We start from the raw sequence: 23,682 nt of genomic DNA, 5'->3' as shown, positions 1-23,682 counted from the left end.
GAAAAATGCTGATGGCGGGAGATCGGCTTGAATCTCGTTGCGTGCGTTGCAGCATGGCGGAGTCGATCGCAAAAGCCCGATGAAAAATATCCGGAGTTGCCCTTGCCGCCTACTGCTCGTCTTAATAGAATTGCAAATTAAGGGCGACCTTAACAAGCCCACATGACAAGGGACGGCGCTCGGGTGGGGCAAAACGTTATATGTACCCGAGCCGGTTTATGGGCTGTTGGGTATGGCACTTCCAAAATTCATCCTCGGGATGATTTTCGCTCTGGCTATCGTGGCCGGCTGGTCCTGGCTGGGCGGCGCATCGATAGGCACAATACTGGTGCGCGTCATCATCTGCGCGGTTGTCATCCAGGCGGGTTACTTCGTGCTCGTCTATGCCATGATCGCCAGGAGCCCGCCGACGCCGGCCGACATGGCTCGTGACGCTGAGCGAAAACTGAATGCGCCCGAAGTTGCCGAAGGCGAGAAGCTGAGCGCAAGGCGCGGCCTGCACTAGTCGCGGCTTATCAGCCTTACGCCACGTTGGCGGGTTCGCTCTCCGGCTGTTCCCCCCGACGGCATCCTCGACGACCGGCTGCCGGTTTTTCTTCAGCCGCTGATATTGGCTTCGGCGATACGGCCGCATGGTAGCCTTTTATGGGTCAAGGCTGTTTATCATCTGTCGATCAATTGCAGGTTTGTCGGCGTCACCCCATGTGAGCCACGCCCAAACCCCGAGATCTTTTGAGCCGATTCCTTGTGCGTAGGGCAGGCGATCTCGGTAACGCTCTGGCTGCAGAATTCCGCACTGCAAAAGGAAGGGCTTTACGGCATCGAGGTTTTTGGTGATGCTTGCTTCGCAACTGCAGCATACGCGTCGCGCAACCGCTTTCTTTGGGAGACTGTGCGCCAAAGTGGCCTTGCCGGATGGTTCATACGAAGGATTGCGCGCCGCCGACTGTGACGACGAGGTGGCCTGTGTGCAGGCCTGCTTTCGCCGGGCCGGACGCCGACTCCGGCGACGTGCCTACGCCTTGGTCCGCTTCCTCGGCGAACAGCATATGACTCGCGGCGACGGCAAGTACGGGGCGAGGGCAAAGCGATATCACCTGTACGAGAGGCAAATCCATGTCGATGACGAAATCCGAGGTCTGCGTGATCATCGCGGCAAGAAACGCGGCAGCGACGATCGCTGTCGCTATCGCGTCCGCGTTGCGTGAGGCGGAAGTGGCGGAGGTCGTCGTCGTCGATGACGCATCCACCGACGACACCGCTGATGTCGCGCGATCCGCAGACGATGGTAGCGGGCGGCTCAAGGTGATGCGCCTCGATATCAATCGCGGCCCCTCCTTTGCCCGCAACGCAGCCATCGCCGGCTCGAAATCGCCGTTCATCAGCATTCTTGATGCCGACGATTTTTTCCTTGAAGGCCGATTTCGCAACCTGTTCGCCGGCGCCGATTGGGATTTCGCGGCAGACAACATCATGCTGATCAGGGATGACGCGACAGGCGATGCGACGAAAATCGTCGCGCCGCAGTTTGCCGCCGATCCGGAATTCCTCGATTTCGAGCGCTTCGTCGAAGGCAACATCTCCAGACGCCGCGTGCAAAGGGGTGAACTGGGCTTTTTGAAGCCGGTGATCAGCCGCGCCTTCCTCGACCGCCATGGCTTGCGCTACGACGAGGGCCTGCGGCTGGGCGAGGACTATGAACTCTACGCCCGCGCGGTCGCCCGTGGGGCGCGGTTCAAGGTCATTCGCTCCTGCGGCTACGGCGCCATCGTCCGCGCCGATTCGCTGAGCGGCCGCCACAAGACGCAGGATCTGAAGCGTCTGGCCGATGCGGACCTGGCGCTGCTGGCGATCGACACCCTGCCGGAAGGCTCGAAAGCGGTGCTGCGGCGGCATGAGCGGCACGTGCGCGACAAGTACCGGCTGCGCAATTTCCTCGACGTCAAGGCCGAGCGGGGGCTGGCATCGGCCGCTGCCTACGCCTTATCAAGCCAATCCAACCTCGTTCCTATCGTGCAGGGCGTCGCTTCCGACAAGCTTGAGGCGCTGTTTCGCCGTGTTGGCCTCGTGTCCAGGCAGAAGCACGTGCCGCCGCTGCGTTTTCTGATGGCCGGAACCAGCATGGGCGAGCAACGTTGACAGCGGCGCCGATCAGGCGCGATCTATTCACCGAGGGCACGTTCATCACGCAAACCATTTCGGCCGGATTTATGAGTTTACGAATTGGGTGGTTGCCTGTCGGCTCCGACGATGGCAGTCTATGGTGCGGTGCAGCAAATTGGATGACCAGCCGAACTGGCCCCCGATCGGATTGGTCTGATGTCTCCTTGATTGGAGCAGGACAATGCGACACGAGTTTTCTGAGCCCCGGCTGCGGGGATCGGCCAGAAGCCCGGCCCAAAAGCCGGCGATAACGGGAATCTGAGTTCATGGCCTCGATATTCGGTTTCAGATCAAGGGATCCGGCCCGCGACCGGCAGACCGACGTTTCGCGCCTTGATCGCCTGGCAAAGCTGTTCGAGCAGATCGCGGCCGAGATCGAGTCCGAGAAAGCCGGGCTTGAGAATCGCTACCGGACCAAGGCGACCAATGCCGCCTTCCTGATCGAAGCGATGGAAAATGGCTCCGCCTCCGACAAGCGGTCTTCGGAAGTCAGCGCGCTGACGCAGTCGATCCTGAATTGCGAACGCCGCATCGCGGCGCTGTCGCGCCAGGACGGCATGATGAAAGACCTCCGTCATTCGCTGCATATGGTCTTCGATGACAATGCCGGCTCGGAAATTGCGGCCAAAGTCGCCAGGCCCGCAGGCGCCAGCAGAGGTTGATGGTGACGGCTCGGAACTGTTCAACGGATTTGATGCAAGGCAGGAAAAGCAATTCGGGAGGGTCACAAAAGCAGGTCAAGGTTGCCCGTTTCAGGAGCGGTTCGAACGTCGACTTTGGGTTGGGGACGCGCAGCGCAAAGGTGAGTTTGATATGAATTCGGATCCGAAACCTACGTCCACGACAGCATTTGGCGCACCGCCGCTCGCACAGCGGACCGCGCAAGCCAGCCGGCGGCGATTGCGTTCGCTCAGTGCCTTGCTGCTGGCTGCTCTTGGAAGTTTCCTGGTAACCCCCTCCTATGCGCAGGACATTCCGACATCGCCGTCCTTTGTCGACGATTTCAAAAGCTTCGATCGTGCTCGCTGGTATGTTTCCGACGGCTGGAGCAATGGCAGCCATCAGAATTGCACCTGGTCGAAGCGACAGGTCAGCCTTTCGGACGGGGTGCTGTCGCTGGGCTTCGAGAAGCAGCAACTGAAAAACCGTGAGTTTGCCTGCGGCGAGGTCCAGACCAAGCAGCGTTTCGGCTACGGCACCTACGAGGCGCGGATGAAGACTGATACCGGCTCCGGCCTCAATGCGGCGTTCTTCTCCTATATCGGTCCATCCGACAAGCAGCCTTGGGATGAGATCGATTTCGAGGTCCTGACCAAGAACACTTCCAAGGTGCAGGTCAACGCCTATATTGCGGGCAAGGGCAAGAACGAGAAGCTGGTCGACGTGCCGGGTGGCACCGAGAGTGCTTTTAACGATTACGCCTTCGTCTGGCACAAGGACAGTTTGCGCTGGTACGTGAATGGTCAACTGGTCAACACCATCACCGATCCGGCGAAATTGCCGACCCATGCGCAGAAGATATTCTTCAGCTTCTGGGGCAGCGATACGATGACCGGCTGGATGGGCGCTTTCACGGATCCGGGCCGCAAACTTTCGCTGCAAATCGACCGCGTCGCATTCACGGCCCAGGGTGACCCCTGTCAATTTCCGGAATCGCTGGCATGCAGTGTAAAGTAGTTGGGAAAGTCGTGTTGAACTGGCCGGGCCGAAAACGGCCCGCTGCCTTGCATGGGAACGAAACCGAATGAATTTGACGGTGTTTGGAATTGGCTATGTTGGCCTCGTACAGGCGGCGGTACTTGCCGAAGTCGGGCACCAGGTGGTGTGCGTCGACATAGACGCCGCCAAGGTCGAGCGGCTCAATCAGGGCCTGGTTCCCATCTTCGAACCTGGACTGGAAAGCCTCGTCAGGGAGAACCACGCCGCCGGCCGAATCAAGTTCACCACCGATGCCGCCGCTGCCGTCAGGCATGGCGAGATTCAGATGATCGCGGTCGGCACGCCGCCCGGCGAGGACGGCTCGGCCGACCTCAAATATGTGCTGGCCGTCGCCGAGACCATCGGCCGCGAGATGGACAAATCCAAGATCGTCGTCGGCAAGTCGACGGTGCCGGTCGGCACCTGCGAAAAGGTCAAGGCCAGGATCGCCGAAACGCTGAAGAAGCGAGGCCGCGAGGATCTGACCTTCGATGTCGCTTCCAACCCGGAATTCCTCAAGGAAGGGTCCGCGGTCGCCGACTGCATGAAGCCGGATCGGATCATCGTCGGCACCGGCAGCGAGGACACCGAGGCGGTGATGCGCGAACTCTATGCGCCGTTCAACCGCAACCACGAGAAGATGATCGTGATGGACGTGCGCAGCGCCGAATTCACCAAATATGCCGCCAATTGCATGCTGGCGACCAAGATCAGCTTCATGAACGAGATGGCCAATTTGGCCGAGCAGCTCGGCGCCGACATCGAGGAGGTCCGCAAGGGCATCGGCAGCGATCCGCGCATCGGCTACCATTTCATCTATCCGGGTCTTGGTTATGGCGGCTCCTGCTTCCCAAAGGACGTGCGCGCGCTGATCAAGACCGCCGAAGGCGTCCAGTTCGATGCCAAGCTGCTGCGCGCGGTCGAGGAGCGCAACAACGCACAGAAATCGGTTCTCTTCGACAAGGTGGACCGCTATTTCAAGGGCAACCTCAAGGGCAGGACCTTTGCGCTGTGGGGTCTCGCCTTCAAGCCCGACACCGACGACATGCGCGAGGCTCCGGCGCGCACGCTGATGGAAGCGCTGTGGAAGGCCGGCGCCAATGTGCAAGCCTATGATCCCGAGGCGATGCAGGAATGCCAGGCCATCTACGGGCTGCGCGACGACCTGCTTCTGTGCGGCACCAAGGAGGCGGCACTGCGCGGCGCCGATGCGCTGCTGATCGCCACCGAATGGAAGAGTTTCCGCGCGCCGTCCTTCGACGCGCTGCGAGATGCACTGACCACACCGATCATCTTCGACGGCCGCAACCTCTATGACCCCAAGGTCATCGCCCGCCATGGCATCGAATATCACTCGATCGGCAGAATGGCGGCGTGACGGGAGGGCGGCACAACAAGGAGCCAGGTCCATGAAAGTTCTGTTTGCAGGCGGCAGCGGCTACACGCCGCAATTCAGCGGCGGCGTGCAGTCGAGCACCCACCATCTGGTGGAACAATTGCGCGAGAACGGTCATGATGCTTCCGTTCTGGCGGCGCTGTTCGGCGATGGCATGTTCGGCTTCAGGGCGCGCGCCAAGATGAAGCTCCTTCGTCAGCGCGCCGTCATCGACACTTTCCCGGGCTATCCGGTGGTGCGGGCATGGTTTCCCTGGGAAGCGGTCGGCTTTGCGGTCGAAAAGCTGAGGCCGGATGTTGCCGTGGTGCAATGCCACAACTCGGTTCCGATCGGCAGGGCACTGCAGGCCGAAGGCGTGCCCGTCGTCGTCTATCTGAGGAATGTCGAATTCCGCGAACTGGCCGGCGACCTGCGCGACCTGCATTCGGCGCTCTATATCGCCAATTCCGAGTTCACGGCGCGCACCTACAAGGCAAAATTCGATATCGATTCGACGGTCATTCCGCCGACCATCAATCCCGCGTTCTACTGCACACCGACGACCGGTGAATTTGTCACGCTCATCAATCCCTATGAGGAAAAAGGCTTCGACCTTGCAGTCCGCATTGCCGCCGCCTGTCCTGAGATCCCATTCCTGTTCGTCGAAAGCTGGAAGCTCGATGACGATCATCGGGCCCGGATCGAAGCGACGATTTCTCCATTGCAAAACGTCAAGCTGGAAGGCCGCACCAGTGACATGAAGACGGTCTACGGCCGCACGAAGATCCTGCTTGCACCCAGCAAATGGGAAGAGGCCTGGGGCAGGGTAGCCTCGGAAGCGCATTGCAGCGGCATTCCCGTGGTCGGCTCACGTCGCGGCGGTCTGCCGGAAGCGATCGGCTCCGGCGGCGTGGTGCTGGACTACGACGCACCGCTTGCCGACTGGGTCTCGGCCGTCAGACGGCTGTGGAGCGACGAGGCCGAGTACAAGCGTCTATCGGCGGCGGCGACTCAGTTTTCAGAGCGACCGCAAATGAACCCGGACCGTCAGTTCGCTACGTTCATGGACGTTCTCGACAGCGCTCGGCGTGTCGGCCTGGAGCGGGCTGCCTAAGACGCTGTGCGTTGGAATCGATTTACCTGGCGCCCTACGCTGCCGGGCGACTGCAGTCGCATAACGCCCCTGAGCCAGTTCCAGGCCCAGCCATCCGCGGGCAGTCGATTCAAATGCTGCAGTGCAATATTCCTGTGGCAATGCAGCAATCAACGTGTATTCTGCCCGCATACATTAGGGCTGGCGCAACGCGGACCGCTTGGGGTCTAGGGCAAGCCCCAACCTTGCAGGCGGGCTATGCGTGTGGGCTTTGTCGTCGGCGGATTCCCTCTGCTTTCAGAAACCTTCGTCGTGGACCAGATGGCTGGGCTGCTGGCGCGGGGCTTCGATGTTGAGGTCGTCTGCGACAGGACGAAAGGCGACGATCGGATAGACCGGCAAATGGAGCCGATGGCGACGCTGCTCGCCAGAACCCAACATTGGTGGAGATGGGCCGCTGGAATCAGCGAATTTGTACGCCGGCTGCCGCCGCGCCTGCGATACAAGGCGTCGACCGCCCTTGATATGGTTTTCGCACGCCGCCTGAACCACTGTGACGTGATTGTCGCTCACTTCGGACAGAACGGGGAAAGAGCGGCGGCGCTGAAGAAATGGAAGGCCCTCAAACCGCCTATCATAACCATCTTTCACGGCGCGGATGTCGCGATCCCCGCGCGGCAGGCAGTACTTGCGACGCAATACGCTGGGCTAATCAAGCACGGCAGCTTGAACCTGCCGGTCAACGATTTCTTCCGCAGGATGTTGCTGGAAGCCGGTGCGTCTCAGGCAAGCACAACGGTCCATCACATGGGAATCGATCCCCGCGAAATCAGCTATCGCTGGGAATCGTGGGAAGGAACCCAGCTGATCGTGACGACGGTTTGTCGCCTGGTGGAGAAGAAAGGCGTCGAGTTCGCCTTGCGCGCCCTTGCCTCTCTGGCAGCGTCCCATCCTGAGATAGACTGGCGCTACGATATTGTCGGCGACGGTCCATTGCGGGTTGGTTTGGAGCAGCTGGCTGTGGAATTGGGCTTGGCGGGTCGCGTAACATTCCTTGGCAGCCTCCCCCACATGGAGGTGAAAAGACGGCTTCGCACGGCGCATCTCTTCTTGCTTCCAAGCGTCACCGCCAGCGACGGGGACATGGAAGGCATTCCGGTCGCGCTCATGGAGGCCATGGCCGCCGGATTGATTGCGGTCAGCACGCATCACTCGGGAATCCCAGAGCTCATCGAGGATCAGGAGACAGGGTTGCTTGCACCCGAGCGAGACGTTTCAGTGCTTGCCGCCAAGCTTGCCTGGGCAGCCGAACATCCGCAGGAATGCGAACGCATCGCAGTTGCCGCGCGCCGCAAGGTCGAGGACGACTTCAACGCCGATGTTCTGAATGAACGTTTTGCACAAATGGTTGCCCAACTGGCCACGCCGGCCTCTGCACCTGAACCCGCCAAGCATGCCGGCGCTGCCGAGGTCCTGGCGAGTCCTTCATCTGCGGGCCTTGGTGGTTGATCGTCAGACACGCCAAATTGCCGGAAATCTTGCTCCGCCGCACCAAAAATGTTGCAGTGCAGCAAAGCCTGTACTAATGTCCGTCCCGGGTGGCCAACAGCGGTAGAATTCTATGCTGCATGTCTCGTGCCTTGGGCACGATGTTTTCGGCCCGGCCGTCGTCGGGCGCGCACCGGCTCCCAGTGCGGTTGACCTGCAGCCACCTTGCGAGGTTTCCGTGCCCCCTGCCGGTCCCCATGCCGGGCGGTTCACAACGGGCTGCTTGATCGGTATTCGCATGAATGCATCCTGCCGATGAAGATTTGCTTCGTAGTCGACAAGTTCCCCTCATTGTCGGAGACGTTCGTTCTCGACCAGATAGCCGGGTGCCTTGAGCGCGGCATGGAAGTCGGAGTCGTCTGCAATGAGATGTCCTTTGGCAAGGACGCCAATATCGACGATTCGCGCTGGCACGCGCTGCCGGGAAAGGTCGTATGCTGGTGGGGTCGCCTAGCTCGCTATCGCCCACTGCTCAGGAAGTGGTCTGGCAGGTTCTGGGATAAACTCTCGACCGCCATCGACATTGCTCATGCGCATAGGTTGCAGAATGCCGACGTGATCGTCGCCCATTTTGGCAACAACGGCATGCGCGTGGCCCGCGCTATTAAACGAGGCAGGATTTCCGCTCCCCTTATGACGATATTTCATGGCCGCGATGTCGGCGAGCCGCTGCATGACGATACACTCTCGCGCTACAAGATTGTGTTCGAGAAGGGCGCTCTTCAACTGCCGGTGAATGCGTTTTTCCGCGATGCCTTGATCGACGTTGGTGCACCGCCGACGCAGGTTATGGTTCACCATATGGGCGTGCGGCCGAGCGAGATCGGCTATCGGTGGCGTTCATGGGAGCAAGCCACGCTATCTTTCATCTCGGTCTGCCGCCTGACAGAAAAAAAGGGCATCGAATATGCGCTTCGCGCGCTCGCCAGCCTGCCGCGGCGCAATTGGGTCTATTCGGTGATCGGAGGCGGAGAACTTCTGGAGGAGCTGAAGGGGATCGCCGCAAATCTCGGCATCGCCGACAGGGTGACTTTTCTTGGCCCGCGTCCGCACAGCGAAGTGAAGCAGCGTCTGCGCAATGCCCATGTGTTCCTGCTGCCTAGCGTCACTGCGCGCGATGGCGATCTGGAAGGCATTCCGGTTTCACTGATGGAGGCTATGGCCGCCGGCCTGACGGTGGTCAGCACATATCACTCGGGGATTCCCGAACTGATCGAGGATCAAAAGACAGGTTTTCTGGCTCCCGAGCGAGACGTCGCGGCGCTGACTTGCAAACTTGCCTGGATCGCCGAGAATCCGAAGCCCTGCGAGCAAATTGCCCTCGCCGCGCGCAAGAAGATCGAGGCGGACTTCAACGCAGATGTGCTGAACGAACGTTTCGCACAGATCGCCGAGCAGCTTGGCGAAACGAGGGTCGGTTCATGAATGTCAATCCGCCGCCCCCTCATTTTGGTCGTGTCGCCCTTCGTGGCGGGTTGGTAACGATCGGTGCGCAGGGCTTCAAGATGGCGATCCAGTTTCTCTCCGTCATCGTGCTCGCCCGTCTGCTCGTTCCCGAGGATTTCGGCCTGGTGGCTTCCGTCGGGCCGATCGTGGCCTTTGTTGGTTTGCTTCAAAACCTGGGCCTCCAGCAGGCTGTGGTTCAGCGCAAGGACATCAGCGACCAGCAGCTCAACCAGGTTTTCTGGATCAGTGCGCTCGTCGGGCTGGGCAGTGCCGTGGTAGTGGCCGGCATGGCGCCCGCGATTGCCGCTTTCTACGGCGATCAGCGCATGTCCGGCATTACCCTTGGCTCCGCCTTGCCGCTGCTCCTCGGCAGTCTTGCCGCGGTGCCGCTGGCATTGATGAATCGCCACCTGCAATTCGGCCAGCTCGCCGTGAATGATGTGATAAGTGCCGCCGCCGGACTTCTGGCCGCTGCGGTCGCAGCCTATGCGGGGCTTGGCTACTGGTCGCTGGTCATCGGCCCGGCTGTTTCAGCGGTTGTCGCATTGGCGGCCGCGTGGCGGGTGGCGCGGTGGAAGCCGCTTCGCCCGGATTTGAAAGTCGATGCCGACATATTGTCGTTCGGCGCCAATCTGACGGGCTTCAATCTTGCCAACTTCTTCTCGCGCAATCTCGATAACATTCTCATCGGAAAATATTCCGGCGCGATCGAGCTCGGCTATTACGACCGCGCCTATAAGCTCCTGCTGTTCCCGCTGCAGAACATCAACCAGCCGCTGACGCGCGTGATGGTGCCTCTGCTAAGCCGCATCCATGAGGACAAGGCTCGATTTCGCGACATCTACGTGCGGACCAACTGGATGCTGGCTGCCGTTACCATGCCCGGCATCGCGGCGCTGACGATGACCTCCGATCAGGTCGTGGCGCTTCTCTTCGGCCAGGGTTGGGCGCCGGTGGCGCCGATTTTCGCCTGGCTGGGCATCGCTAGCCTGGTCCAGTCCGTTTCAAGCACCACAGGCTGGATATTCATCTGTCAGGGCAAGACGAAGACCATGTTCCACTGGGGCATCTATTCGTCACTGACGACCGTAGCCGCCTTCATCGTCGGCCTGCACTGGGGTGCCGTCGGCGTTGCCGCGGCCTATGCCATCAGCGGTTACGTGCTGCGCGTTCCCGTGCTTGCCGTGCTGGTCCATCGAGTCGGTCCCGTCACAGCCGCCGACTTTCTGGTCATGCAGGGGCTTTTCATTGCCTCGTCCCTGCTCGCCTGGCACGCGTACTCGTGGTTGCCGGCGTCGCTGACCGGACAGTCAGACCTGCTCGCGGTCTTTCTCGCGATTGCTCTCAATTACGGGATCGGTCTCATTCTCATGCTTGCGGTCGCCCAGTCGCGCCGCGCGTTGTTCACCACCCTGTCCAACGCCGCGCGCAACATCCGCTGAGTGACCGTCGATCAACGGTGCCAGCAGGTTTGTGGCCGACATCGCCGAGGCATGCTCCTCAAGCACGGCCTGAAGGCTGGTCTGGCGATAGAGGTTGAGGTTTGCTGCAAATCTGCCGAGCTTTTCGCCCGCTTCTTCAGGCGTTACCGTGTCGATGTCGAGCAGCACGTCGGCGACACCGATCCGTTTGGCCACTTCCTTGGTCTTGAACTCATAGGCGATTGGCAGCACCGGCGTGCCGACACAAAGCGACATGATCATCATGTGCATACGCGTGGCGACCACGAAGTCGAAGCCTTTCACCAGCGCCATCAACTGTTCCGGCGTGTGAAACGCAGCATCTACGGTCACATGTTTGGCGATCTCCGGATCGAGTTCGGCGACGATCGCCCGCGCGGTCTTGGAATCGTCATGCGCGTATTCCGACACCCCCTGACACGTGGAGACGAACGTCACCTCCTTGCCGTGGTCCCTGACGAGAATCGACGCGATCTCGCGGATCGAATCGAGATAGCGGCGCATGCCGCCTTCGCCATCGCTGACGTAATTCCAGTGGCGGACGGAAATGGCGACACGGCCCGTCGGCGCCGGCGGCTGACCGGAGGCTAGAATTTTCTCGATCCTGTCGGTATCGGCAAGGGCGAAGACGGCATCGGCCACCACGTGGCATTTGCCGAAATCCTTCACCAGATCCTGGATATGGTTTCTGGACCGTTCGTCACGCAGCAGGATGAGCGGGCTGCGGTCGAAGATCGGGCTCAGTTCCTGGCGGTTGTAACTTTTATTGAACGGGCCGAGGGATTGCGTGAAGAAGACCGGATCCTTGCCGAGCACGGCATCAAGCCGGAACTGATTGAGACGTCTTTCGAGATTGTAGTTCTCGACGAGATAGGTCCCGCCTGTCGTGACCACGAGATCGGCGCCAGTGTAGATATCGAGGCTGCGACGGTCACTCCGGCTGAAGAAAGCGCCAATCGCGCTGCTCCCGAACCACCGCAGGGCCTGAAGGACAATTTTGTTGTAGATCGGCTTGATCCAGTTCTTCAGTCCATCGCCATTCTTATACCGGAAAAGGGACTCCGACAGCAGCTTGTGAAATTCAAGGTCCGGATAATCCCTTTGCGGGTAAAGCCTCGCCGCGACCTCGGGCTGGCTGTCGAAGATGAAGAATTGCAGGTCGCTCCCGGCGACTGCCTTTAGGATGTGCCGGATCGCTAGCAAAATCGCTGCATCCCCGGTGTTCAGGCAGACTGTGTTTTCGACCACGATCTTCATGGAATTACCTCATATCGTCAGCAGATTCCGCGGCCAGGCCAGCGGTGCTTAAGACGGGGGTGACCGAAAAATGCTGCACGCCAGGACGATCCCGATGCGCTCCGCGTCACGATTTAGGGCGCCGCACCAGGTGACCAACCGCACGGTCCGAGTGGCGCTAAAAGCTAGCCCGAGATTAACGCCTCAATTTTGCAGTGCAACAGAAAAGGTGGATCGTTGCACCAAAAATGTTGCGATGCAGCAAGACCTGTACTAGGATTCCTATGGGTGGGCCAACAGCGGTCGAGTTTTCATGCTGCATGTCTTGTACCTTGTGCACGACGTTTCCGACCCGGCAGTGCGCCGAAGGATTACGATGCTCAGGGCAGGTGGGGCCCAGGTCACCTTGGCCGGCTTCCGTCGCACCACGACTCCGATAGCGGATGTCGAGGGATTGCGGCCGATCGACCTTGGCGCGACGCGTGACGGGCGATTCGGCCAGCGCCTCGCGGCGGTCGCCAAGGCGACGTTATCGATGGGCTCGAAGCTTGCCGGAGTGCCGAGGCCCGATCTCATCATCGCGCGCAACCTGGAAATGCTGGCGCTCGCCCGCCGCGCGAGGTCAGCCTTAGGTGCGTCGGTTCCGATCGTATACGAGTGCCTCGATATTCATCGCCTGGTGCTGCGCAACGATGTCCTGGGCAAGGCGCTGCGCGCCACCGAACGCTTTTTGGCCAGGGACGTGAAGCTGCTGGTTACCAGTTCGCCGGCCTTCATAGCCAATTACTTCAAGCCGTTCGGCCAGGTCGCGGCACCCATCGAGCTGGTCGAAAACAAGTATTTCGAGGTCGCGGCGGTCTTGCCTGGCGATGCTGAAGCGGTTGAGAGCCCGCCCGGCCCGCCGTGGCGGATCGGCTGGTTCGGCGCCCTGCGCTGCCGCCGTTCGCTCGAGTTGCTGGCCGATTTCTCCCGCCGAATGGAGGGACGCTTCGAGGTCGTGCTGCGCGGCCGCCCGGCTTTGTCCGAATTCCCGGATTTCCATGGCTTCGTCGAAGCCGAGCCATGGCTGTCGTTTCGCGGGCCCTACCGCAACCCGGAGGACATGGCGGCGATCTACAAGGAAGTCCATTTTTCCTGGGCAATCGATTTCTTCGAAGCCGGGCAGAACTCCGAATGGCTTCTGCCAAACCGGCTCTATGAGGGCTGCCGTTTCGGCGCGGTGCCGATCTCGATGGGCAACACCGAGACCGGGCGGTTCCTAAAACAGCAGGATATCGGTGTGTTGTTGCCGCAGGCGTCGCCCGAAGCGCTCGAAGCCGAACTCGGCAAGATGGAGGAGCATCGCTTTGCCAGGCTGAAAGGGCGTGTTCTTGCCCGCAACCCAAGGACCTGGAGCTACGATCGCAGCGATTGCCGGGCGCTCGTCGAGCGGCTGCGCAGCCTGACCGCCATGCCCGGCTCCTTTGCGGCCGAGGCATTGGCATAGGATGGGCAGAGATGGACAGTGGCAGGATGGACAGAGGTTGATGACGCAGACTGAAAAGCCTTCATCCAGCCTGATCGTTATCCCGTGCCTGAACGAAGCCGCCCATATCGGCGCGCTGCTCGATCAATTGCGACCCGCGGCAGCCAGGCTTGACGCCCGGATCATTGTCGCCGACGGCGGCAGCACCGACGGCACGCTGGCCATCGTCAAGGATATCGTTGCGAAGGACCAGCGCGTTGTCCTGCTTAACAATAAGCGACGCATCCAGAGCGCGGCGATCAATCTCGCCGTCGGCACGTTCGGCGAGGGCGCCGACTATCTGATCCGCATCGATGCGCATGGCGGCTATCCCGACGACTATTGCGACCGGCTGGTCGAGGAGGCATTGGCCACCGGGGCGGATTCGGTTGTCGTTTCGATGCTGACCAGCGGCAGCGGCACCGTGCAGAAGGCCGCCGCCGCGGCACAGAATTCCAAGCTCGGCACCGGCGGCTCGAAGCATCGGCATCTTTCGGGGGGAGAGTGGATCGACCACGGCCATCACGCACTGATGCGGATATCGGCCTTCGAGGCAGTCGGCGGTTATGACGAGACGTTCAGTCACAATGAGGACGCCGAGCTCGATTACCGGCTGAGACAAGCCGGCTACAAGATCTGGATGAGCGGCAAGACGCAGATGGTCTACTATCCACGCGCCTCGCTCAGCGGCCTCTATTTCCAGTATCTCGGCTATGGCCGCGGCCGCGCCAAGAACGTCCTCAAGCATCGCGTCATCCCAAAGGTCCGGCAGATGGTGCTGCTGTTGGTGTTTCCGGTCGTGCTGTTGGCCGCCTTCTCCTTTGTGTATTGGCTGGCGGCAGTGCCGCTGCTGGTCTGGGCTTCGGTATGCCTCTTCTATGGCCTGTCGACGGCCATCCGCCAGCGCAATGCCGATATCGCGCTTGCCGGCGTTTCGGCGATGGTCATGCATCTTGGCTGGTCGGTCGGCTTCTGGCTGCAGCTTCTCGGCCTCGGGTCGCGACGCGAGGCGGCGTGATGGCGGCGCAGGGCAAGAAGCGCAGCATTGACGTCGGCGTCTGCACGTTCCGCCGGCCGGAACTGGCCGACACGCTACGCTCGCTCGACGCCATGGACATGCCTGAAGGGTTCGATGTCAGCATCGTCGTCGCCGACAATGACGACGCCCCGACCGCCCGCGACCTGGTGACGGCGCTGTCGCGGGAATTGACGGTGCCGATCCGCTATCAGCATGCTCCGGCGCGTAACATTTCGATCGCCCGCAACGCCTGCCTCGACGCCAGCACTGCGGATTTCGTCGCCTTCATCGATGACGACGAGACGGCCACGCCCGCATGGCTCGCCGAACTGGTCGCCATGGCTGAAGCAAGCGATGCCGCCGCTGTGCTCGGCCCGGTCAGGGCGCACTATCGCCCGGATGCGCCGGACTGGATGCGGCGCGGCGATTTCCATTCGACCTTGCCCGTCTGGGTGCGCGGCGAGATCCAGACCGGCTACACCTGCAACGTCCTGCTCCGGATGGGATCTGGGAGCCTGCGCGGCCGCCGCTTCAGCCTGGCGCGCGGCCAGACCGGCGGCGAGGACACCGAGTTCTTCGACCAGATGCACAAGTCCGGCGGCCGCATCGCTTTTGCGCCGGAAGCCTGGGTCGACGAGGTGGTGCCGCGCACAAGGGCGGCATTCGACTGGCTCGGCCGCCGCCGCTTCCGCGTCGGGCAGACGCATGGCCATCTTCTGGGGCGCAACGCGCGCGGCATCGGCCTGGTCAAGCAGGTCGGCCTGGCGTCGGCGAAGGCCATCTATTGCTTCGCCTCGGCACTTCCGGTCCTCATCAGTCCGGTTCGAAGGAACCGAAGCGTGCTGCGCGGCATTATGCATGTCGGCGTCGTCAGTGGGCTGGTCGGCATTCGCGAAATCCGGCTCTACGGTCAGCCTTCGCCACAGGAGGGAGGCAAGCGTGCAGCCTGATGTGAGCTTCGTGATTGCCGCCTTCAACGCCGAGGCGACCCTCGACCGGGCGATCGCCGGCGCCATCGCCCAGAACAACGTCAGCGTCGAAATCATCGTTGTCGACGACAAGTCGAGCGACGCGACGCTCGATGTGGCGCGGGCCTATCCGCAGGATATCGTCCGCGTCGTCGCTCTGGCCAGCAATCGCGGCCCTGGCGGGGCCAGGAATGCTGGCCTCGACGCCGCCCGAGGCAGGTGGATCGCGGTTCTCGATTCCGACGACGCCGTCTTTCCCAATCGGCTCGCCGCCATGATCGCGCGTGCCGAGAGTGCAGGCGCCCAGATCGCCGTCGACAACCTCCAGGTCATTCGCGAGGACGGTATCATCGAGGCCGCGATGTTCCCGCGGCACTATCTGGAAGGCTTGCGGGAAATTTCGCTGGCCACTTACATCGCCGGCAACATCCTCTTCGAATCTAAGTTCAATCTCGGCTATCTCAAGCCGATCTTCCAGCGCGAGTTCCTGAACGAGAACGGGCTTCGCTACGATGAAAAACTGATCATCGGGGAAGACTACATCCTCCTGGCCAACGCCTTGGCCATGGGCGGCAAATGCGTCGTCGAACCTGATATCGGCTATGCCTATCATATCCGCAGCGGCTCCATCTCCCGTGTGCTCGAGCTTCACCATATCGAAGCGATGCACAGGGCAGATGCCGTGTTCGCTCAAACTCATCAGATGGATGACGCCGCGCAGGCCGCGTTCGCCCGGCGCGGCCGCAGCCTGCGCACGGCCGCCTCATTCCTGTCGATGGTTCGGCACATCAAGGCGCGGTCGCCATTCAAGGCGATCCTGACAGCACTCGGCGACCCGGCGGCGGTCAGGCATATGGGCATGCCGATCGCCGTGCGGTTGCGAAGAATGGCGGCGCAGTTTGCCGTTGGGGTGGGCAGGTGAAGATGCAGGCACATGGAGAGTTTTTCGTGGCCTGTGAATGGACTGAAGTCGATCTCCTCAGAAGGAATTTGCGATGAAGAAAATCAGGAAGGCCGTCATACCGGTGGCGGGGCTTGGAACACGGTTCCTGCCGGCGACCAAATCGATGCCGAAGGAAATGCTTCCTGTCGTTGATAGACCCGTCGTGCAATATGCGGTGGACGAGGCCTTCGAGGCCGGCATCGAGCACATCGTGTTCGTGACCGGTCGCAACAAGGCGGTAATCGAGGACTATTTCGACCTCCATCCGGAACTGATCGGAACCCTGGAACAGACCGGCAAGAAGACGCAGTTGCAGTCGCTGGAAAGCCTCTTGCCGGTGGCCGGCGCCACCAGCTTCATCCGCCAGCAATCGCCGCAAGGCCTCGGCCATGCCGTCTGGTGCGCGCGCGAAGTCATCGGCAACGAGCCCTTCGCCTTGCTGCTGCCGGACATGGTCTCCTTTGGCGGGCGCGGATGCCTCGCCGAAACCGTCGACCTTTATGAGCGCACCGGCGGCAATGTCATCGCCGTCGAGCGTTGCGAACCGGCCGAGACCAACAAATACGGCATCGTTGGCCGCGGCGCCGAGATCGGCAGTGGCTTCGAGGTGACGGCGATGGTCGAAAAGCCGGCGCCGGCCAACGCGCCGTCGAATTTCTACATCAACGGCCGCTACATCCTGCAGCCCGAGATCTTCGCGCTTCTGGGCAATCAGCAGCGCGGCGCCGGCAACGAGATCCAGCTGACGGACGCCATGGTGCGTCTGTCGAAGGATCAGCCGTTCTTCGCCCAGCCTTTCAAGGGGCGCATGTTCGACTGCGGTTCCAAGGAAGGGTTCATCCAGGCCAACATCGCCTTCGCGCTCGCGCGCGACGACATGAAGGGCCCGGTTTTCGAGATGCTTCAGGAGTTCGTCCGGTCGCATGAACGTCAGGAAGAAGCCGCATAATGCCCATGTTTTGGGAGCATTTTCAGATGGTGGATGGCGCGGGGCTATAGGCCCAGCGCTGTCTGGCACGAAGTTTGCGTCGCTTTTGCGCAAACGCTCCCGATCCTGGCGGCGCCTGCAAGCCAAAGCATGATCCCGGAAAGTGGGTCCCGGTTTCCGGAAAAGATCATGTTCAAATAGTGAGATAGAGCCCATTGCGATCAATCGGAATGGGACCGGCTCTAGAATTGGACCGAAGATGAACTATGCCAACTTTCCTCTCGACAAGAGGATGCCATTGCCGAATTCCGACGCAGGAGACGGCGAAGACTTCATCGATATCGAGCGGCTGCTTGGCATGGCTGCGCGGCAGGCCAAGGTGGTTGCCGTGTGCGCTGTCATTGGCCTTTTCCTGGGCGTGCTCTATTTGCAGACCACGCCGCCCAAATATCAGTCGTACGCGAGCGTGCTGATCGACGAGGGCTTGAACAAGATCGTCGACGACATTTCGGCGGCGTCGACAACCATGCAGACCGATTCCGCCATCCTGAGCCAGATCGAAATCCTGACCTCGACGCGGCTTGCTTCGGTCGTCGTCGACAAGCTGAAGCTCGACCAGAATGATGCGTTCATGAATCCGCCCATATCGGCTCTGGCGAAGGGCGTTGGTTTCGTCCGAAGCGTGATCCAGTATGTCCGCCCCAGTCCTTCCATGCCGGGTGTTGGCGACATCAGTAAGCTCGACCCCGCCGCCCGCGACGCGCTGATGGCGACGTCGCGTCGTGACTACGCAATCCTCAAGCTGCAAAGCGAGGTGCAGGCGGAGCGCGTCGGGCGAAGCTTCGTCATCACCCTAGGTTACCAGGCGACGGATCCGGCCCTCGCAAACGCGGTCACCAAAGCCTATGCCGAGGCCTATCTCGCCGATCAGCTCGATGCCAGCTTCGACGCCACCGAGCGGGCGGCGGTCTGGCTGCAGGGTCGATTGACGGAACTGCGCCAGAGTTCCCAGGCAGCCTCGCTCGCCGTTGAGAAATTCAGGGCCGAACACGGGCTCGCCGCCAACAGCGATGGCCAGCTGATGAGCGACAAGCAGCTCTCCGATCTCAATGCGCAGCTCATCGTGGCGCAGGCCGACACCGCGCGCGCCAGCGCCCGCTACCAGCAGTACAAGGCGATTGTCGACAGCGGTTCCGACAACGCCTTCAAGGACGCCGCCATATCGAGCGACCAGCCGAGCAGTTCGGTCATCGCGGCGCTTAAGACCCGCTACCTGGCGGTGTCCAAGCGGCTGCAGGACGTCGAGGCGAATTTCGGTCCCGAGCATCCACAGGCGGTTGCGCTCGCCAAGGAAAAGGCCGACATCTCGACCCAGATTTTCGGCGAACTGAAGCAGCTGACCGAAAGCTATCGCAACGAATATGAGGTGGCGCAGACGCGCGAGACCGCGCTCAGGGCCAACGTAGCGGCCGCACAAGGCAAGAGCTCGGTCGATAACCAGACGCAAGTCAAGCTGCGTGAACTCGATCAGCAGGCGACGGCGCTCACCACGCTCTATCAGACATTCCTCGGCCGTTATGAGGAAGCCGCACAGCAGCAATCCTTCCCGGTCGGCAAGATCCGTATCATCTCGGACGCTTCGATGCCGCTTAGCGCGTCAAGCCCGCGCACAATTGTCGTGCTTGGACTTTCGCTGGTTCTTGGCATGCTGATGGGCGCCGGCTTCGGTGGCCTGAACGAGTTCAACGAACGGTTCTTCAGGACCGGCGAGGATGTACGCGACCGCGTCGGCCTGAAATTCCTCGGCTATCTGCCGATGATCGGCGGCAAACTCGGCAAGGAAGAAAAGCCGGGCGAGACCCAGGTGGATGCCAAGACCGCCAAATCGCTGTCGGCTGCAGAAAAACGGGCGCGCATGCGGGTCAGCATCGATTCGCCGGCCTCGATGTTCTCCGAGACGCTGCGCAGCGCCAAGATCGCCTTCGACGTCGTATTGGAAGGGCAAGGCAGCCGTGTCATCGGCATCATCTCGGTGCTCCCCGGCGAGGGCAAGTCGACGGTCGCGGCCAATCTCGCCGGCCTGCTTGCCACCAACGGTGCCAAGACCTTGCTGATCGACGGTGACATGCGCAATCCCGGCCTCAGCCGGGGCCTTGGCATGGAAGCCGAGCAGGGCTTGATGGAGGCGGTGGTCAACGGCCTGACCTGGCAGTCCGTCGGCAAGATCGACAGGCAGACGAAGCTGGCGATCATCCCGGCAGCGCTGCGCGGCAACTTCTCACATACGAGCGAACTTCTCTCCTCGGCGGGCATGCGGCGTTTTGTCGAGAACGCCAAGGAGACATTCGAATACATAGTCGTCGATCTGCCGCCGCTCGGACCTGTGGTCGATGCCAAGGCCTTCGCGCCGCTGGTCGACGGTTTTGTGCTCGTCACCGAATGGGGGAGCACGCCGCGCGCAATGGTCAGGTCGATGCTGGAATCCGAACCCTACGTCGCCAACAAGATCGTCGGCGCGGTGCTGAACAAGGTCGACCTGAAGAAGCTGGCCAAATACGGGTCGTTCGGCGGCTCGGAGAAATTCTTCGACAAATACTCGACCTACTATCTGGAAAAGTCGGAGGTGCGCGGCAAGGCACCGGTCTGATTTGACCGCTGCCAGGGCAAGACCGGCCGCGTTCCGTTCATCGCGACTGGACGCTCTGGCGCGGACGATCGCCACCCAAGCATGGCCGCGCCGACAACGTCGTGGATCGTGTAGAGTGCATTCTCCGTGCACAATAAAAGACTGCCCGCCGATCGGGAAAAGCCGCGCGACAAGTAAACCGCTTCAGCGCTCAAAGGCCGATCCCGCGCGCCTTCAGGGCGGCGGAGATCTCGTCGAGAATGACCGGATCGTCGATCGTCGCCGGCATCGCCCATTCTTCCTTGTCGGCGATCTTTTGCATGGTGCCGCGCAGGATCTTGCCCGAGCGCGTCTTGGGCAGGCGCTTGATCGTCACCACCGTCTTGAAGGCGGCGACCGGGCCGATGCGTTCGCGCACCAGGCCGACCACTTCACCTTCGATCAGGCCGATATCGCGCGTCACGCCCGCATTCAGCACCACGAAGCCGAGCGGGACCTGCCCCTTCATCGCATCGGCAATGCCGATGACCGCGCATTCGGCGACATCGGGATGGGCCGAAAGCACCTCCTCCATGGCGCCGGTCGACAGCCGGTGGCCGGCGACATTGATGATGTCGTCGGTGCGGGCCATGACGTAGAGATAGCCGTCCTCGTCGACCATGCCGGCATCCGCCGTCTTGTAGAAGCCGGGGAACTCGTCGAGATAGGCTTGGCGGAAGCGTTGGTCGGCGTTCCACAGCGTCGGCAGGCAGCCGGCCGGCAGCGGCAGCTTGACCACCACATTGCCCAGCGTGCCGCGCGGCACCTCGTGGCCCGCATCGTCGAGCACGCGAATGTCGTAGCCGGGCATAGGCACGCCCGGCGAGCCGTATTTCACCGGCAGCAGGCCGAGGCCGGCGGGATTGATCGTCATCGGCGAGCCGGTCTCGGTTTGCCACCAATGATCGATCACCGGCACGTTCAGCTTCTGCTCCGCCCATTTGATGGTTTCCGGGTCGGCGCGCTCGCCGGCAAGGAACAGCGTGCGGAATTTCGACAAATCGTATTTCGCGATGAACTCGCCCTTCGGATCCTGCCCCTTGATGGCGCGGAATGCGGTCGGAGCGGTGAAAAGCGCTACGACGCCATATTCCGATATCACCCGCCAGTAGGTGCCGGCATCGGGCGTGCCGACAGGCTTGCCCTCGAACAGGATGCTGGTGCAGCCATGCAGCAGCGGCCCGTAGACGATATAGGAATGCCCGACCACCCAGCCGACATCGGATGCAGCCCAGAACACCTCGCCCGGCTTGACGCCGAACTCGTTTTCCATCGTCCATTTCAGCGCGACCATGTGGCCGCCATTGTCGCGCACGATGCCCTTTGGCTGGCCGGTCGTGCCCGATGCGTAGATGATGTAGAGCGGGTCGGTGGCAAACACCGGCACGCAATCGACATTGGCGCCCGCTGCCCGTTCGCGGGCGACGGCATCGGCGTAGTCGATGTCGAAATGCTCCTTGAGGTCGCAGCGCAGCTGGTCGCGCTGCAGGATCAGGCAGGCGTCCGGCTTATGGCGGGAGATCTCTATCGCCTTGTCGAGCAGCGGCTTGTAGGCGACGACGCGACCCGGCTCCAGGCCGCAGGAAGCGGAAATGATCAGCTTCGGTCTGGCATCGTCGATGCGGGTGGCAAGCTCATGCGAGGCAAAGCCGCCGAACACCACGGAATGCACCGCGCCGATGCGGGCACAGGCAAGCATGGCCATGGCTGCCTCCGCCACCATCGGCATGTAGATGATGACGCGGTCGCCCTTGCCGATGCCGCGGTTCTTCAGCACCGAGGTGAGTGCGACCACCTCGCGCTTGAGTTCGGCATAGGTGAACTTCTTGACCGTACCGGTGATGGCGCTGTCATGGATCAGCGCGATCTGGTCGGCGCGTCCGCCCGCCACATGGCGGTCGATGGCGTTGTAGCAGGTGTTGCAAGTGGCGCCGGCAAACCAGCGGCCATAGACGCCGGCAGAGGCATCGAACACCTTGTCATAGGGCGAATACCAGTCGATGGCGCGGGCCGCATCCGCCCAGAATTGTTCCGGGTCGCGTTTCCAGCCCTCATAGACCTCGTGATAGCGTGAAGTCATCCGGCTCCTCCCCAGGAATGATTTTCAACCCTCCAGATAGCGCGCTCTATCCTTGGCCGCAAATGCACGCTGTTGTGCTGATGACATTTTGAGCTGGGGGAGGCGCTATCAAGGGCCGCGACCGCCGCCTTATTGCCGTGACCGGTCAGCCGCGCCAACACGCAGCGCCCTGACAGGCGGAATCCGCTTGGTGAAAGCAAGTTGCTCTAGATCGGCAGGGCCACAAGCATAAGGCCAATGCCGCCAGCGGTCAAAATAACCGTCGCCAGTGCTTTTCTGTGACGTTCGAAGCTCGTCGGAGCCCGCTCCCAATTGTAACGCATACGCCATCTCCCCAAGACCCAGGCAGGTTTTACCTTACTCTACGGAAGAAAAGCAATGGTCGAGCCGGTCAGTCAGTTGCTTGTCGCCTCGCCTTGATGACTATTTCTAGGACGATTCCGGTCTGACGCAGCAGCAGCTTTTCTTCGGGTGCGTGAGAGATGGCAGCATCAACCCGAACAATGTTGCGGCTAAAGGGATTGTCCGGGATAGTTGCAGAAAAGCTGGGTGTTAGCCAGCTTTACATGCCCCAGCGCAACGCGGCCGTGTGCACCGGCGCGTCCCAGAATGCGGTCGTCTCGTCGTCGAGCATGGTGAGTGTGATCGAGCAGCCGGCCATGTCGAGCGAGGTGACGTAGGAGCCGACCAGCGAACGGGTCACCGTCACGCCGTGCGCCTCGAAAATCGTCCGCGCGCTGTTGTACATCAGATAGAGTTCCATCAGCGGTGTGCCGCCGAAGCCATTGACGAACAGCAGCGCCGGGCCTTTCGCCCTGTCGCCGAGATCGCCCAGGATTGCGGCACAAATCTCCTGCGCGATAGCATCGGCGCTTTTCAACGTGTCGCGCCGGCGTCCGGGCTCGCCATGGATGCCGACACCGAATTCCATCTCGCCGTCGCCGATGTCGAAAGTCGGCTTGCCCGCCGCCGGCACCGTGCAACTGGTCAGCGCCACGCCCATCGAGCGGGTGGCGGCGTTGACGCGGTCGCCTAGCGCCTTCAGTGGCGCCAGCGCTAGGCCATGCTCGCCCGCCGCGCCGACGATTTTTTCCACCACCAACGTACCGGCGACGCCGCGCCGGCCCGTCGTATAAGAAGAATTCTCGACGGCGACATCGTCATTGATCACGATCTGCTGGATGCCTTCCGACATCTCGGCCGCCATGTCGAAGTTCATCACGTCGCCCTCGTAGTTCTTGACGATGAACAGGCAGCCGGCGCCGGTGTCGACGGCTTCCGCCGCCGCCAGCATCTGGTCCGGTGTCGGCGAGGTGAACACCTGGCCGGGGCAGGCGGCGTCCAGCATGCCGTGACCGACAAAGCCGCCATGCAGCGGCTCATGGCCCGAGCCGCCGCCAGAAATCAGCGCCACCTTGCCCGGCCGCAAGATCTTCCGGCGAATGAATTTATGCTCGTCGCCAAGCACGAGGATGTCGGCATGGGCGGCCACGAAACCGTCGAGGCTCTCGGTCAGCACCGTGTCCACCGAGTTCATGAATTTCTTCACGGCCGTCT

At 61.5% G+C, this 23,682-nt stretch carries 17 protein-coding genes and 1 pseudogene; 15 read left to right on the top strand and 3 right to left on the bottom strand.

Annotated elements, in window-relative coordinates; translation table 11 throughout:
• The first annotated feature begins 232 nt into the window (after window positions 1-232).
• From NKJ90_RS05745 to NKJ90_RS05705, 9 genes are all read left to right on the top strand, one after another.
• Window positions 233-505 (top strand): exopolysaccharide production repressor protein, encoded by a 273-nt coding sequence (locus tag NKJ90_RS05745; RefSeq protein ID WP_023761498.1) that lies wholly within the window; start codon window positions 233-235, stop codon window positions 503-505.
• A 611-nt stretch (window positions 506-1,116) separates the two neighbouring features.
• Window positions 1,117-2,139 (top strand): glycosyltransferase, encoded by a 1,023-nt coding sequence (locus NKJ90_RS05740; protein ID WP_023761500.1) that lies wholly within the window; start codon window positions 1,117-1,119, stop codon window positions 2,137-2,139.
• Window positions 2,140-2,429: 290 nt separating this feature from the next.
• Entirely contained in the window at window positions 2,430-2,825 is a 396-nt protein-coding gene (locus NKJ90_RS05735; RefSeq protein ID WP_023761501.1) for a hypothetical protein, read from the top strand.
• A gap of 151 nt (window positions 2,826-2,976) precedes the next feature.
• Window positions 2,977-3,840 carry an endo-1,3-1,4-beta-glycanase ExoK gene (gene exoK, locus NKJ90_RS05730; RefSeq protein WP_023761502.1) on the top strand — a complete coding sequence of 288 codons (864 nt, stop codon included), beginning with the start codon at window positions 2,977-2,979 and terminating at the stop codon, window positions 3,838-3,840.
• A gap of 67 nt (window positions 3,841-3,907) precedes the next feature.
• Window positions 3,908-5,239, top strand: coding sequence for a UDP-glucose dehydrogenase family protein (locus NKJ90_RS05725; RefSeq protein WP_023761503.1), 1,332 nt, complete (start codon window positions 3,908-3,910; stop codon window positions 5,237-5,239).
• A 31-nt stretch (window positions 5,240-5,270) separates the two neighbouring features.
• On the top strand, window positions 5,271-6,350 hold the full coding sequence (locus tag NKJ90_RS05720) for a glycosyltransferase (RefSeq protein ID WP_023761504.1): 1,080 nt from the start codon (window positions 5,271-5,273) through the stop codon (window positions 6,348-6,350).
• Window positions 6,351-6,587: 237 nt separating this feature from the next.
• Entirely contained in the window at window positions 6,588-7,838 is a 1,251-nt protein-coding gene (locus NKJ90_RS05715; protein ID WP_023761505.1) for a glycosyltransferase, read from the top strand.
• Window positions 7,839-8,132: 294 nt separating this feature from the next.
• Entirely contained in the window at window positions 8,133-9,302 is a 1,170-nt protein-coding gene (locus NKJ90_RS05710) for a glycosyltransferase (RefSeq protein ID WP_023761506.1), read from the top strand.
• Complete coding sequence (locus NKJ90_RS05705) at window positions 9,299-10,765, top strand: lipopolysaccharide biosynthesis protein (protein ID WP_023761507.1); 1,467 nt, start codon at window positions 9,299-9,301, stop codon at window positions 10,763-10,765. Before NKJ90_RS05710 ends, NKJ90_RS05705 begins: the two co-directional genes overlap by 4 nt.
• Window positions 10,766-10,990: 225 nt before the next feature.
• Here NKJ90_RS05705 and NKJ90_RS05700 read toward each other — a convergent pair.
• Window positions 10,991-12,040 (bottom strand): annotated as a pseudogene (locus NKJ90_RS05700) (polysaccharide pyruvyl transferase family protein); the annotation flags it as partial.
• 292 nt (window positions 12,041-12,332) lie between these two features.
• Between NKJ90_RS05700 and NKJ90_RS05695 the strand changes: the two are divergent.
• The 6 genes from NKJ90_RS05695 (at window position 12,333) to NKJ90_RS05670 (ending at window position 20,027) form a co-directional block, all read left to right on the top strand.
• A complete protein-coding gene (locus NKJ90_RS05695; RefSeq protein WP_023761509.1) occupies window positions 12,333-13,505 on the top strand; it encodes a glycosyltransferase in 1,173 nt (390 codons plus the stop codon).
• A 40-nt stretch (window positions 13,506-13,545) separates the two neighbouring features.
• The gene (locus tag NKJ90_RS05690; protein ID WP_023761510.1) at window positions 13,546-14,541 is read left to right on the top strand and encodes a glycosyltransferase family 2 protein; all 996 of its coding nucleotides are present in this window, start codon (window positions 13,546-13,548) and stop codon (window positions 14,539-14,541) included.
• Window positions 14,541-15,491: a glycosyltransferase family 2 protein gene (locus tag NKJ90_RS05685; RefSeq protein ID WP_023761511.1), complete on the top strand. Its 951-nt coding sequence runs from the start codon at window positions 14,541-14,543 to the stop codon at window positions 15,489-15,491. The genes NKJ90_RS05690 and NKJ90_RS05685 overlap by 1 nt, the downstream gene beginning before the upstream one ends.
• Window positions 15,481-16,431, top strand: coding sequence for a glycosyltransferase family 2 protein (locus NKJ90_RS05680; RefSeq protein WP_023761512.1), 951 nt, complete (start codon window positions 15,481-15,483; stop codon window positions 16,429-16,431). Before NKJ90_RS05685 ends, NKJ90_RS05680 begins: the two co-directional genes overlap by 11 nt.
• 73 nt (window positions 16,432-16,504) lie before the next feature.
• Window positions 16,505-17,401: a UTP--glucose-1-phosphate uridylyltransferase gene (locus tag NKJ90_RS05675; protein WP_023761513.1), complete on the top strand. Its 897-nt coding sequence runs from the start codon at window positions 16,505-16,507 to the stop codon at window positions 17,399-17,401.
• Window positions 17,402-17,639: 238 nt separating this feature from the next.
• Complete coding sequence (locus tag NKJ90_RS05670; RefSeq protein ID WP_023761515.1) at window positions 17,640-20,027, top strand: polysaccharide biosynthesis tyrosine autokinase; 2,388 nt, start codon at window positions 17,640-17,642, stop codon at window positions 20,025-20,027.
• Between the two features lie 190 nt (window positions 20,028-20,217).
• On the opposite strand, the gene NKJ90_RS05665 is transcribed toward NKJ90_RS05670, so the two are convergent.
• Both NKJ90_RS05665 and dhaK read right to left on the bottom strand, forming a co-directional pair.
• On the bottom strand, window positions 20,218-22,125 hold the full coding sequence (locus NKJ90_RS05665; protein WP_352485782.1) for a propionyl-CoA synthetase: 1,908 nt from the start codon (window positions 22,123-22,125) through the stop codon (window positions 20,218-20,220).
• Window positions 22,126-22,687: 562 nt separating this feature from the next.
• Window positions 22,688-23,674: a dihydroxyacetone kinase subunit DhaK gene (gene dhaK / locus NKJ90_RS05660; protein ID WP_023761517.1), complete on the bottom strand. Its 987-nt coding sequence runs from the start codon at window positions 23,672-23,674 to the stop codon at window positions 22,688-22,690.
• Window positions 23,675-23,682 lie beyond the last annotated feature (8 nt).

This window comes from Mesorhizobium sp. M0051, from assembly GCF_040323235.1.
Lineage (GTDB): Bacteria > Pseudomonadota > Alphaproteobacteria > Rhizobiales > Rhizobiaceae > Mesorhizobium.
Note: the sequence above shows the minus strand (reverse complement) of the source record. Positions and strands in the feature narration are given on the sequence as shown.

Excerpts from the sequence above, each read along its gene's own strand:
- NKJ90_RS05745 (WP_023761498.1), top strand. The coding sequence starts at position 233 with ATGGCACTTCCAAAATTCATCCTCGGGATGATTTTCGCTCTGGCTATC.
- NKJ90_RS05740 (WP_023761500.1), top strand. The coding sequence starts at position 1,117 with ATGTCGATGACGAAATCCGAGGTCTGCGTGATCATCGCGGCAAGAAAC.
- NKJ90_RS05735 (WP_023761501.1), top strand. The coding sequence starts at position 2,430 with ATGGCCTCGATATTCGGTTTCAGATCAAGGGATCCGGCCCGCGACCGG.
- exoK (WP_023761502.1), top strand. The coding sequence starts at position 2,977 with ATGAATTCGGATCCGAAACCTACGTCCACGACAGCATTTGGCGCACCG.
- NKJ90_RS05725 (WP_023761503.1), top strand. The coding sequence starts at position 3,908 with ATGAATTTGACGGTGTTTGGAATTGGCTATGTTGGCCTCGTACAGGCG.
- NKJ90_RS05720 (WP_023761504.1), top strand. The coding sequence starts at position 5,271 with ATGAAAGTTCTGTTTGCAGGCGGCAGCGGCTACACGCCGCAATTCAGC.
- NKJ90_RS05715 (WP_023761505.1), top strand. The coding sequence starts at position 6,588 with ATGCGTGTGGGCTTTGTCGTCGGCGGATTCCCTCTGCTTTCAGAAACC.
- NKJ90_RS05710 (WP_023761506.1), top strand. The coding sequence starts at position 8,133 with ATGAAGATTTGCTTCGTAGTCGACAAGTTCCCCTCATTGTCGGAGACG.
- NKJ90_RS05705 (WP_023761507.1), top strand. The coding sequence starts at position 9,299 with ATGAATGTCAATCCGCCGCCCCCTCATTTTGGTCGTGTCGCCCTTCGT.
- NKJ90_RS05695 (WP_023761509.1), top strand. The coding sequence starts at position 12,333 with ATGCTGCATGTCTTGTACCTTGTGCACGACGTTTCCGACCCGGCAGTG.
- NKJ90_RS05690 (WP_023761510.1), top strand. The coding sequence starts at position 13,546 with ATGACGCAGACTGAAAAGCCTTCATCCAGCCTGATCGTTATCCCGTGC.
- NKJ90_RS05685 (WP_023761511.1), top strand. The coding sequence starts at position 14,541 with ATGGCGGCGCAGGGCAAGAAGCGCAGCATTGACGTCGGCGTCTGCACG.
- NKJ90_RS05675 (WP_023761513.1), top strand. The coding sequence starts at position 16,505 with ATGAAGAAAATCAGGAAGGCCGTCATACCGGTGGCGGGGCTTGGAACA.
- NKJ90_RS05670 (WP_023761515.1), top strand. The coding sequence starts at position 17,640 with ATGAACTATGCCAACTTTCCTCTCGACAAGAGGATGCCATTGCCGAAT.
- NKJ90_RS05665 (WP_352485782.1), bottom strand. The coding sequence starts at position 22,125 with ATGACTTCACGCTATCACGAGGTCTATGAGGGCTGGAAACGCGACCCG.